9 protein-coding genes are annotated in these 12,302 nt (G+C 49.3%); 4 read left to right on the top strand and 5 right to left on the bottom strand.

Annotated features, from left to right (window positions below; all coding sequences use genetic code 11):
- Nucleotides 1–27: 27 nt before the first annotated feature.
- Both rdgC and IEX02_RS01015 read right to left on the bottom strand, forming a co-directional pair.
- Nucleotides 28–930: a recombination-associated protein RdgC gene (gene rdgC, locus IEX02_RS01020; protein WP_188688983.1), complete on the bottom strand. Its 903-nt coding sequence runs from the start codon at nt 928–930 to the stop codon at nt 28–30.
- 73 nt (nt 931–1,003) lie between these two features.
- The gene (locus IEX02_RS01015) at nt 1,004–2,737 is read right to left on the bottom strand and encodes a sensor histidine kinase (RefSeq protein ID WP_188688980.1); all 1,734 of its coding nucleotides are present in this window, start codon (nt 2,735–2,737) and stop codon (nt 1,004–1,006) included.
- A 317-nt stretch (nt 2,738–3,054) separates the two neighbouring features.
- Between IEX02_RS01015 and phoB the strand changes: the two genes are divergently transcribed.
- From phoB to IEX02_RS01000, 3 genes are read left to right on the top strand one after another with little or no spacing between them, the layout of a single operon-like run.
- On the top strand, nt 3,055–3,744 hold the full coding sequence (gene phoB / locus IEX02_RS01010) for a phosphate regulon transcriptional regulator PhoB (RefSeq protein ID WP_188688978.1): 690 nt from the start codon (nt 3,055–3,057) through the stop codon (nt 3,742–3,744).
- A gap of 25 nt (nt 3,745–3,769) precedes the next feature.
- Nucleotides 3,770–5,095: a phosphate regulon sensor histidine kinase PhoR gene (gene phoR / locus IEX02_RS01005; protein ID WP_188688976.1), complete on the top strand. Its 1,326-nt coding sequence runs from the start codon at nt 3,770–3,772 to the stop codon at nt 5,093–5,095.
- A complete protein-coding gene (locus tag IEX02_RS01000) occupies nt 5,076–6,041 on the top strand; it encodes a PstS family phosphate ABC transporter substrate-binding protein (protein ID WP_188688973.1) in 966 nt (321 codons plus the stop codon). The genes phoR and IEX02_RS01000 overlap by 20 nt, the downstream gene beginning before the upstream one ends.
- Here IEX02_RS01000 and IEX02_RS00995 read toward each other — a convergent pair whose 3' ends face one another.
- The 3 genes from IEX02_RS00995 to IEX02_RS00985 form a co-directional block, all read right to left on the bottom strand.
- Nucleotides 6,042–6,971, bottom strand: coding sequence for a universal stress protein (locus IEX02_RS00995; RefSeq protein ID WP_188688970.1), 930 nt, complete (start codon nt 6,969–6,971; stop codon nt 6,042–6,044).
- A 101-nt stretch (nt 6,972–7,072) separates the two neighbouring features.
- Nucleotides 7,073–7,567: a MarR family winged helix-turn-helix transcriptional regulator gene (locus IEX02_RS00990; RefSeq protein ID WP_188688967.1), complete on the bottom strand. Its 495-nt coding sequence runs from the start codon at nt 7,565–7,567 to the stop codon at nt 7,073–7,075.
- Nucleotides 7,568–7,614: 47 nt separating this feature from the next.
- Nucleotides 7,615–9,588: a BCCT family transporter gene (locus IEX02_RS00985; RefSeq protein ID WP_229701975.1), complete on the bottom strand. Its 1,974-nt coding sequence runs from the start codon at nt 9,586–9,588 to the stop codon at nt 7,615–7,617.
- Between the two features lie 226 nt (nt 9,589–9,814).
- Between IEX02_RS00985 and IEX02_RS00980 the strand changes: the two genes are divergently transcribed.
- Nucleotides 9,815–12,277 carry a TonB-dependent receptor gene (locus tag IEX02_RS00980; RefSeq protein ID WP_188688964.1) on the top strand — a complete coding sequence of 821 codons (2,463 nt, stop codon included), beginning with the start codon at nt 9,815–9,817 and terminating at the stop codon, nt 12,275–12,277.
- Nucleotides 12,278–12,302 lie beyond the last annotated feature (25 nt).

The raw sequence follows: 12,302 nt of genomic DNA, 5'->3' as shown, positions 1-12,302 counted from the left end.
TGCGTCTTTGCATCAGCCCGGCTTTTATTAGTTTTGTTCGGCCAGGCCAAATGCCTGGTCGAGTGCCTTGACCAAATTAACCACTTCTGCGGCCATTAGGCAAAAGTCTGCATCCAGTCTGGCTAGCTGCTGATCTTTAGGGATATCGTCGTTCTGCTCGCGCAGTACATCACTAAACTTCAGCCGTTTAACGGTGAGATCTTCTTGCAACAGCGCAGTCAAACGCTCATCCCAGTCCAGCGCGATTTTTTGTACCAGTTTGCCACTTTGCAAATGCAACTGGATTTCTTCGGCATCCAGAGGCTGATTTTTGCAGCGGATAATCGCGCCGTCTTCATTGGGTGATTTCAGCTCGGCTTCCTCTAGCAGCGAGAAGCCTTCAGGGATTGCCTCACCTTTTAGCCAGTTGGTTAAGTCAGGCGACAGGCTGCGTCTGCATAAAGGAACCACAGGCAATGAGCCGATAGTTTTGCGCAAATGGGCTAAAAAGACCTCGGCTTTACCGTCCGCCGACGCATCAACGACCACCAGGTTTTCTTTTGTGGAAATGAAACCGAAGGTATAGCTGTCACGAGTAAACGCCTTAGGCAGCAACTGATGGGTTATTTCCTGTTTCAGTTCCTGCTTGGCCTTTTTACCTACTGGAGCCCCGGTATCACGTTCGATTTTCTCGACCCGCTCTTCCAGCTCGGCCGCAACAACCGCGCCCGGCAGAATGCGTTCTTGTTTTTTCAGGCTGAGTAAAATTCGGCCATCGGCAGCATGCACTAAACTGGCACCTTGCTTGAGTGGCGCTGTCCAACCCATGCTGGCCAGGTCCTGATTACCACAAGGACGAAAAGCGGCCTGGCTCAATTGGTCATGCAAGTCATCGGGATCAATGTCCAAAGCTTGGGTAAGTTGATAAATTTTGAGATTTTTAAACCACATTGCGCCGTTCCACTGCTATAGAAAGGGCGCAGGTTATCAGGCTTTAGTGCAGAAGTCAGTGGTCAATAATGCCTTAAGCATCTCGTCTTTGCGGGAAATGGATGTCGTAACGTAACCCCCGCCCTTCTTCGGACTGGGCTTCGATTTGACCATGCAGCGCCTGTGTCACCAGGTTGTACATAATGTGGGTACCCAGCCCACTTCCGCCGCGTCCACGACGGGTGGTAAAAAAGGCTTCAAACAGTTTGTTCAGCAGCAGGGGGGACAAGCCCTTACCGTCATCCTGATATTGTATTCTGACGTCGCCATCCTGGCTGCTAACCTGAATCTTAATGGTGCCGGCCTTTTTATTTTCAAAACCATGAATAAGTGAGTTCATGATCATATTGGTAAATATCTGGGCAATAACACCAGGTGCGCAGCGCACCTGCAGATTGGACGGGCATTCCACTTCAATTTTATGCTGGGTCTTTTTCAGATTAGGCGCCAGGGATTGAATAATTTCCTGCAGATACTCACCTAAATCGAAGTCTCGCTCTGCTTCGCTGGTTTGATCTACTGCTACCTGCTTGAAACTGGCAATCAGCTCGGAGGCTCGGTTCAGGTTTGTCAGCAGCAGGGTGGCGGTTTGCTGTCCCTCATTCAGGAAAGTGGACATGGTCTTAGCGGTCAGGCTTTTTTCATCGAAGGCTTGTTGCAAGCCCTTTAATCGCTCCTGCAGGAAACTGGCGGCGGTTACCCCAACCCCCAGCGGGGTATTAACGTCATGGGCTATGCCGGCGACCAGTCCACCGAGGGAAGCCATACGCTCGGACTCGACCAATTGGTCTTTAGCCATTTGTAAGGTTTTCATCGACTCAGCGAGCTCGGCATTCTTCTTGAGAAGTTCTTCTTCTACCTTGCGACGATTTTCGTTCTCTTGTTTAAGCTCGCGCTGGTTACTTATCAGCTCATCTTTTTGCTGTTCCAAGTCCAGCATTATTTTGCTTAATGACGCTGTCTTACGCGCCACTTCCTGCTCCAGTGACAGATTTTGTTCATCCAACTTTAGATTAGCGGCACGCAATTCATCCTGAGTATGATTGAGCTTGTCCTGGAAACGGATGAGATCTTCGACCAATTGGTTGTAGGCATCTTGCAATACCTTCAGTTCATTGTCGTCGGTTAATCGCGCATGCAGTTTGGATTGCTCTAAACGGTTGATGTCAAACTTACTGATCTGTTCGGTAAGCTCGGCTAACGGGTCGGTGAGCATGCGGCGAAACGCATTTAAAAACAAAAAGATCAGAAAAGCGGTTTTAATAAATGCGTTGCCAATCAGAAAGAAAATGCCAACTTCTATCCGACCGAAAATAATTTCAAAGCTTGAATACAGGGTTACATCACCAACCTGCGAGGTGCGACCTGAAAACTCAAAGATCAGCGGAAAACTGTAACCAAAAGTGCCGCCGGCGTGATCGCGCATGACACCAGTGGTTACCGGCTCCATGGGCTGTTTGTTGGTTCGCCCTAAATCGGCAATGTAGTTGGCATTTTCATCTCGAATCTGTACCCCATCAACTATGGGGAGTTCCATTAATCCTTCTGCAATGGACACGGCCTGGGGGGTGTTCAGCTCCCAGATTGCACGGGTCAGGCTGGTGCTGAAGGTATTTTTGAGCGTCTGTAGCTCACTTTCTATGTGGTTCTTGGCATTGAGATATTCGGTGAAAATCTGGCCAAGGGTAACAATCAGAGTGAGGATAAAATAAACGGAGAGCACGCGGGTTAACAGCTTCTTCGATAGCCCTGTTTTAACCTTCGACATTGAAATTAGTCCGCTTAGCAATCCATCCCAGTTAGACCAAGAATATGCGTAAAGTTGATGTTAGACAAGCGTTTAGAATGTCTTAACCGCTGAAAGCAAGCAACCAAAGGGTGGCTGGGCAGAAGGAACAGACAAAGCAAGCTAATCGCACACATAAGCGTCACCTGGAAGGTCTGGGCTGGCTTTTGCTAGCTGCAAAAATTATGATGCGAAGTAAGTCATCCGGGGTGGTAGCAGCAGGCTGTCAATCAGCTTTAATAAAACTGTCACAGAATCAACCAATAATTGCGGGCGTTTTCATGAAGAAGGTTAAAACCATGTCAAAAAGAGTCTTGCTGGTGGAAGACGAGTCGCCCATTCGTGAGATGGTCAAATTTGTGCTGGAGCAATCCGGTTTCGAGACCATGGAAGCGGAAGATTACGATGTGGCGCTGGAAATGGTCAAAGAGCCCTATCCCGATCTGATTTTACTGGATTGGATGCTGCCTGGCGGTAGCGGGGTACAATTGGCTAAGAAGCTCAAACAGCATGAGCATACCCGCGACATCCCTATTATTATGCTTACCGCCCGGGGCGAAGAAGATGACAAAGTACGCGGCCTGGATGCCGGTGCCGATGATTATGTAACAAAGCCATTTTCTCCCAAAGAATTGGTAGCTCGCATGAAGGCGGTTATCCGCCGTGTAACCCCAACCTCTGGTGATGAGCCGATTGAATTTAACGGTTTGATTCTGGATCCCATTTCACATCGGGTGACTGCCATGGAAGAGCCATTGGATATGGGACCGACAGAATTTAAATTGCTGCACTTCTTTATGACCCACAGCGAACGCGTCTACAGCCGCGAGCAGCTGCTGGATAATGTCTGGGGTACTAATGTGTATGTGGAGGATCGTACCGTTGATGTGCATATTCGTCGTTTACGCAAGGCCATTTCCAAGCATAACCATGATGCAATGATTCAGACTGTCAGGGGCGCGGGGTATCGCTTCTCGGCCAAAGTGTAAAGTATAAAGGAGGCGCGCCGGCGCAATGTATTATCCCTTCTCCTGGTGGAAAATCCTTGGCCGACTAGCCGTTTACTTTGTGCTTGCCATTGTGGTCGGTGTATATCTGGATAACCTGGCTGTATGTATTGCTGTGGCTGTCACCTTGTTGCTGCTACAGCATTATTGGCATCTTTTTCGTCTTAATCGCTGGCTGTGGCACAGCAAGAAAATGACCCCGCCCAAAACGGCTGGCATCTGGGAGCACGTCTACGAAGGTATTTATTATCTTCAGCGGCGCAACCGTAATAAACGCAAGGAATTAGGCGCGCTGGTTAAGCGCTTTCGTGAAGGTGCAGAAGCCTTGCCTGATGCCGCGGTGGTGGTGGATGCCAATGCTTGTATTGCCTGGTGTAATCGCCTTGCCCGCATTGAACTTGGGCTGCGTTGGCCGGAAGACGCTGGGCGACGAGTGGATAATCTCATCCGTCATCCGCAATTTATCGAGTTTTTTCATCAGGGTAACTTTGACTACCCCATAGAAGTCACATCTCCCACCAATATCGATAAGATCCTGGAGTACCGGGTCATGCCCTATGGTGAGAAGCACCTGCTATTAGTCGCGCGGGACGTAACGCGAGTGACACAATTAGAGGAAATGCGTAAGGATTTTGTTGCCAACGTATCTCATGAGTTGCGCACACCGCTTACCGTGCTAAATGGCTATCTGGAGATGTTTAATGCCGATCCTCAGGCGTATCCGCCGGCATTTATGCAAAAAGCCTTTGGCGAAATGACTTCACAGACCCGGAGGATGCAGAGCCTGATTGAGCAACTGCTGATTTTGTCCCGTATTGAGGCCAGCGCCGAACGGGTGTATGAAAAGATTGTTGATGTGCCTCAGGTTCTGGCAGCCATTCAAAGCGAAGCGGCTGCCCTTAATCAGGATAAGGGCCATGAAATTGAATTTACTGTTGACCCTCAGCTAAGGGTATTTGGTATTGAGACCGAATTACGCAGCGCGTTTTCTAACCTGATCTTTAATGCAATTCATTACACGCCGGCTAAGGGCAAGATCCAAGTGGGCTGGCGACTGCGCAATAAAGCTGCAGAGTTCTATGTGCAGGATAACGGTGAGGGGATTGCAGAGAAGCATCTGGCCCGTCTGACTGAGCGCTTTTATCGGGTTGATAAGGCACGCTCACGCAAAACCGGCGGTTCAGGGTTAGGTCTGGCAATAGTTAAACATGTGTTGACGCACCATAATTCCAGGCTGGAGATAGACAGCGAAGTCGGCAAGGGAAGTTGCTTCTCTTTTCATTTTTCAACCGAACTTACCGTGGTAAACAGCCATGCCAGCCATCAGAGTTAGTGCGTTTTTGCTGTTGTTGGGCAGTGTTATTCCTTGCCAGGCAAGTGGCGAGGACTATCAAAAGCAGCCAGGGGTGTCGGGGACTATTACCTCTGTGGGTTCTGATACCTTAGGTAATCTGATGACCTTTTGGGCCGAGGAATTCAAAAGCTACTATCCCCATGTTGCGTTTCAAATTCAGGCATCTGGCTCATCAACTGCGCCCGCCGCGTTGACTGAAGGAACCGCTAATGTCGGTCCGATGAGTCGGGAGCTCAAAGAGAGTGAAATTGCCTATTTTAGTAAGGTGCATGGCTATCAACCTACGGTATTAAAGGTGGCTATTGATGCTATCGCCCTGTTTGTTGATTTGCACAATCCTGTGGCAGGGCTTAATTTGCAGGAAGTTGATGCGATTTTTTCTGTCACTCGTTATTGTGGCGCGGCGCAGCCCATCGCGTACTGGCAACAGTTAGGGTTGCCAGACTCCTGGAACAACAAACGAATTCGTTTATTTGGCAGAAACTCCGTGTCCGGTACTTATGGTTTGTTTAAAGCCGAGGCCCTTTGCCAAGGCGATTTTCTGGCCACTGTCAATGAACAGCCTGGCTCTGCCTCTGTGGTGCAATCTGTCGCTTATTCCGATGGGGCGCTAGGCTACGCTGGATTTGGTTATAAGACGGCCGGCGTAAGGGCTCTGCCTATAGCTCGTCATAACAAAGACTATATCGCGCCCAGCATGGAGAATATCGCCTCGGGAGATTACCCCTTGTCGCGTTTTTTGTATCTGGTGGTTAACAAGGCGCCGGAACAACCTTTGCCATTACTGGAACGTGAGTTTATTCGCTTTATTTTGTCACCGGCCGGACAGGATTTGGTTCGCCGAGATGGGTTTATTCCGGTGCCCGAGGCCCTGATTCGTCAACAATTGCGTATCATTGACCCCGAACTACAACAAGGACGCTAATTAAGCGTCCTTGGGTTTTAGTACCAGTACAGAGCAATCTGTTACTGATAAGATTTCCTCTGCCGTGTTGCCGATAAGCAGACCCTTCAGGCCGTGGCGGCTGACTGTACCCATGACCAGAAGGTCAATGTCATGCAACTGACTTTGTGATGCAATCACATGCGCAGCATGGCCATGAACTACGTGGCGTTGTCCGGGCGATAAGGGCTGCGCCAAGTGCTCGCTGCAATAGTGGTCGGTGATACTGACAAACTCGGAGCGCATGTCTTTCATCAGTTCTTCCATGATGTTGTCTTCCAGCCCGCCACGTAGTTGAAGATAACCTTCATTCTCCAGTTGCCAGGCCTGTACAACATGTAATTCCATATGCAATTGCTTACCCAGGTATTCAGCCGAGTGCAGAATATCCGGGTTCATGGAGCGGCGGTTAGCCTCAAATCCTGTATCTGAGGTAAGGTCAATGGCTGCCATGACTCGCTGAGGAGGCTGGCGGTTGCCAGAGCGCACCGCCATGACTGGGCAGGGGCATTTGCGGATCAGATGCAGGGCTGTACTGCCGAAAAAAGCCTGTTTGAGGCTTTGACCATGATGTGCATTGACGATAACCAAATCAGTCGGCGCTTGTTTTACCTGTTCGATCACCGCTTCATGGGCGCGTCCTACTTCCAACTGGCTTTTGACCTGAATACCGCTTTGACGAAAATCGGCTTCCAGGCTTTGTAGCTCGTTACGCATCTGTTTGGTTATCTGGCCTTCTACATCGCCCAGACTTTCCTGGTATTTCTGCCAGATGGGGTTGGTCTTAGGTACGACATCTATCAAGGTCAGCCTGGCGCCGGTTGCTTGACATAGCTGTTTAACCTGTCGGATTGCGGCATCCTGATTGATGGTTGGGTTACTGAGAAACAGGATATGTTCAAGTTTTTGCATGGCATGTCTCCTTAAGTGGCGGGGCACCCCGACTTTCCTTGGCCTACATCATGAAGACATTTGCGCAAAGAAAGCAATCCCTGGTGCGACAAAGCGATAAATTATTGCTTGTCTGTTGATGCCTCGGTCTGGCTGACCTGGCCAATTTCCAGCAGCGGAGAAGCGTCTAACTGCTCGGCATCCATCATGCTGGCGAGCCGTTGCATTGAGGACACCAGCAAACTTTGCTCCCAGTCTTTCAGATCGTCAAAGCGGCGAATGAAATGCTCTTGTAACATCTGTGGGGCGGTCTTTAGCGCCAGGGCTCCGGACTCGGTCAGATAGACGCCGACTTTGCGTTTATCTTCGGTGGAACGTTGGCGCAGCACTAACTGCCGGTTTTGCAGGCGATCCAGAATGCTGGTGATAGTGGCAGGGCTGAGATTGGTCTCATCTGCAACCTCTTTGACCATCGCACCGTTAAAGCGAGTGATGGCACGCATCACCAGTAACTGTGGTCCTGTCAGACCTACTTGGCGTTCGAGTTTTTTGGAGTGCAAGTCGATGGCACGGATAACCTTGCGCAAGGCAACCAGCAGTTCATCGTGTTTTTCCATCTACCCTCTCCGATCCAGTCCTAGCTTAGGCTGTTGTAAAAGCGGCATTATCTCAGCATATGTAAAAAATGCATATGTTTCTGATATTGGTCGATAATATCGCCAATAACCGCTTGCTTGGACCAGCCCATAATACAATAGTCCTGGCCGCCCTCTGACAAGTGTACTTCGGCGCGATAGTACTTTTTATCCTCATCCATTTGCTGCAGGTCTTCTTCCTGCCGGATAAACTGGGGTTGTACATGCCCCCGGGGCAATACGGCATAGGTAAAATCTATCTCTTCCCCGTGACTGACACGCAGCAACACCCCCTGCTCCTTATGACGTTCAACCACGGCCTGTATCTGCTGTTGATTAAGTTCTTCGGCCACAGCTTCTGCTGCCGGTTTTACCACTTGTTGGATAAAACGACTGACAACTTCGCGGCTGGGGTAATCGACTATGTTGTGCAGCCTTTCCTGCCAACTGCTGTTGGCAGAGTTCACAAAGGTAGGGGCTAACGATAGCGCCAGACTTTCTCGTTTATACACATCAACCCGCAGTGCCTTTAACAATCCCAATATGGCAATCAATAATACGACAGCGAATGGCAGTGCGCTGACTATGGTCATGGTTTGTAGTGCGCCTAGCCCGCCAGCGAGCAATAGAATAATAGCCACTAAGCCTTCACCGCCTGCCCAGTAGACCCGCTGCCACAGTGGGGTATCGTTGCGCCCATGTGAGCAGAGCATATCCACCACTAAGGAACCCGAATCAGCGGAGGTGACAAAAAATACGATCACCATCAAGGTGGCGATGACCGACAGCAAGGATGAGAAAGGAAAATGCGATAAAAAAGCAAACAAGGCGATGGATACGTCCTTGTTGACCATGTCCGCCAATTCGGTAATACCTTGCACATAAATCATTTCGATGGCTGAGTTACCAAAAAATGTCATCCACATCAGGGTAAAGCCTGAAGGAATAAGGAGTACACCGAGAACAAATTCGCGGATAGTGCGACCACGGGAAATACGCGCAATAAACAGGCCAACGAACGGCGCCCAAGCAATCCACCAACCCCAGTAGAAGATGGTCCAGCCGCCCAACCAATCGGTTTTCTGATAGGCGAAGAGATTAAAGGTATTTCTGACAATGTCAGACAAATAGGCACCGGTGTTTTGCACAAATGCTTGCAATAGAAATACTGTCGGCCCCAGCAGAAGTACAAATATCAGCAAGGCTGCCGCCATCAGCATATTCAGTTCTGATAACCGGCGGATGCCCTTATCCAATCCTGTGACCACGGATATGATCGCCAGCAGGGTTACCCCGATAATCAGGATGACCTGTGTGCTGTCACCAACAGGAATACCAAATAGGTAATTCAACCCGGTATTTACCTGTAAAACCCCAAACCCCAGTGATGTCGCTACACCAAACACGGTGCCGATCACTGCAAAGACATCCACGGCATGGCCGATGGGGCCGTATATACGTTCACCTATTAAGGGATAAAGTGCAGAGCGTAAGGTCAGTGGTAGCCCGTGTCGGTAGCTGAAAAAAGCCATGATCAAGGCCACAATGGCGTAGATAGCCCAGGCATGCAGACCCCAATGGAAAAAGGTCAGTTTCATGGCTTCGCGCACGGCTTCAATCGATCCCGGCTGTTCTACTGGTGGAGATAGATAGTGCATTACGGGTTCTGCTACGCCAAAGAACATCAGCCCGATGCCCATGCCCGCAGAGAACAACATGGAAAACCAGGTCAGGCGAGAGTAATCGGGTTTGGCGTGATCGGGGCCCAAGCGAATTTCACCGTAGCGGGAAGCGCCCAAGTACACAGTGCTGACTAAAATAATGGCAACCACTAATACGTAAAACCAACTGGCATTAGTGACAATGAGTTTCTGCAATCCCACAAAAAGACCATTGGCCTGTTCTGGCATTAAAGCAGTAAAAGCCAGCAATAGCACAATCAGTAGCGTAGCGGAGTAGAACACCGGTGGGTTGAGGCGAGCAGCTTGAGTCTTGTCTGTCACATTTATGCCTGAATAATGATTTGTTGACGAATTATATTTTTTATTCCTCGTAGAGGAGGGCCCTATTCTACCACCTCCTACAGGATTCTCATCTCCCAAATGTCTCGTTTTGGCTGAAGTGGAAAGTACACTTATTGGCTTGGTCGATTTGATTACGTCGCTTTTCCCTTTAGAATATTAGTTTGAATACAAATTAATAATAATCGGATAGGGAACCACAACACATATGCTTACACCGCGAAAACTTAGTATTGCGATACTCTCTGCACTAACCGCCAGTGGCGCTGTACAGGCACAGGATGATGCACCGACAACGCCCTCCACTAAAGAAGTCGAAACCATTACTGTGACTGCGGCTAAACGTACTCAGAATATTCAGGAAGCGCCGGTTGCTGTACAGGCTTTGGGCGAACGTACACTGAAGGCTTTAGGCGTTGGCAACTTTGATGACTACGTGCGCTACATGCCGAATGTTTCTGCCGGTGGACGGGGGCCCGGACAGTCCAGTGTTTACATTCGAGGCATGGCAATTCAGCCAATTACCGTCATGCTCTCCGGGGCGCAAGGAACCATGCCAAACGTTGCTCTCTATTTGGATGAGCAGCCAGTTACCGCCCCCGGACGTAATTTAGATGTGTATGTAACGGATATAGAGCGTGTTGAAGTGCTACCAGGTCCGCAAGGGACACTGTTTGGGGCCAGCAGTCAGGCTGGCACAGTGCGTTTAATCACTAAAAAACCACGTTTAGATGGCTTTGAAGCAGGCTTCAAGGCATCACTTGAGAGCACCAAAAGTGGTGAAATGAGCAACGCGGTTGAGTCATACATTAATCTGCCAATTACCAACGATTTTGCTGTTAGGGGCGCCTTTTACTCCGTACAACGTGGTGGGTATATCGACAACGTTGCCGGTGAGTTCACTCTGGATCCAACTGTTAATCCTGATTCCGCTGTGGCAGGCGTAGTACCAGACGACACCCTTTATACATCAGTCAGTAATGTGCATTTGGTCGAAAAGGATTTTAATGACAGTTTTTATCAGGGCTTCCGCCTGGGGGCACGTTATTGGATTGCCGAAGACTGGGAGTTATTAGTGCAGCATACCCAGCAGCAGTTGGGGGCTGATGGGGTATTTGATTATGACCCTGAAGTCGGAGATTTACAGGTTCAACGCTATTTCCCTGATGAACTTGAAGATACCTTTGGGCAAACTTCCTGGACCCTGAAGGGACGTCTGGGGGCGCTGGAAATGGTATATACCGGTGCCTATCTGGATCGGGAAGTTGAGCAGTCCATCGATTATACCGGGTACAACAATTCCGGCGGCTTTATCGCCTATTACACATGTACCTATACCAATCCAGATTACATTGTGAACTATGGTATCGACCCGACCCTGATTACCGAAAATCGTCAGTGCCTTGACCCAACTAAGGGATTTAAAGGTTTTCAGGAGCATAGCCGCCAGACTCATGAATTCAGAGTCTCAACCCCGGACTATGAAAAATGGCGCGCGGTGGCTGGTGTATTTATGGATAAAGTGGACATTGAAACCCAAGATGACTTTATCTATACCGCCACACAGCATTTAGGCTTTGCACCTAATGCCCCCATTTCAGGGGCTAACAATATTAATCCAGATACTCGTCCCGCTGGGGTAGCCTTTTTCAACGACATCACCCGAACCGAAGAACAGGTCGCTTTGTTCGGGGAGTTTACCTACAAGTTTACCGACAAATTCAGCGCTACCTTAGGATTGCGCTATTACGACATGGAATCGGATTATACCGGCTCTTCAAACTTTGCTGACGGAATTTTTCAAGGGTCTAAGAATACTGATCGTGGGCGAGATTATGATGCCTCTGGCGGGCACAGTGAAGAGCCGCTGAAGGCCGATGATTGGATCCCTAAGGTGAATCTGAGTTACCAGGCAACCAAGGATGTTTTGTTTTATGCCACCTACTCAGAAGGTTTCAGACCCGGAGGGTTCAATCGTGGTGGCGGAATCCCTTCTGCCAACCCTGACTTTCCTACCGTGGGCGTGACTTATCAGACCGATGATGTAACTAACTACGAGTTTGGTTGGAAGTCGCTGCTGCTGGATCGCACACTGCGGTTTAACGGTAACCTCTACTATGTTGAATGGTCTGATATGCAGGTGTCACGCTTTGATCCTCAGAATGTGTCGATTCTGACCTTTATTGAAAATGCAGCAGATTCGGAAATTCGTGGTATTGAAGCCGATATGGTTTGGAATGCAACGGATAACCTGACCTTATACGGAGCCTTCTCATACAATGATACCGAACTGACCTCAGTAAGTGCCCAGGTCATAGAGATGGCGCCGGTGGGCAGTGAATTACCTTTAACCCCTAAGTTTCAGAGTACGTTAAGGGCAAGATATGCCTGGTATGCTGGGGAGTACGATGCTTATTGGCAGGTGGCAGCACAATATGCCGATGATGCCTGGAGCTCCATTGTGGCGGCCGACAGAAAAAGGCAGGACAGCTACCTAACGGCAGATGCCAGTCTGGGCGTTCGTAAAGATCAATGGGGTGTAGAGTTATACATTCAGAATCTTACCGATGAGCGGGCTGATCTGTTTATCAACGACCAGGATGATATAACCCGTATCAGTACTAACCGGCCAAGGACAATAGGCCTGCGATTGACTTACGATTATTTTTAATCACGGCTTTGATGTGTCAGGGGCG

Source organism: Bowmanella pacifica (assembly GCF_014645355.1).
GTDB lineage: Bacteria > Pseudomonadota > Gammaproteobacteria > Enterobacterales > Alteromonadaceae > Bowmanella > Bowmanella pacifica.
The sequence above is the reverse complement of the archived record's forward strand: the minus strand, read 5'-3'. Positions and strand labels throughout refer to the sequence as shown.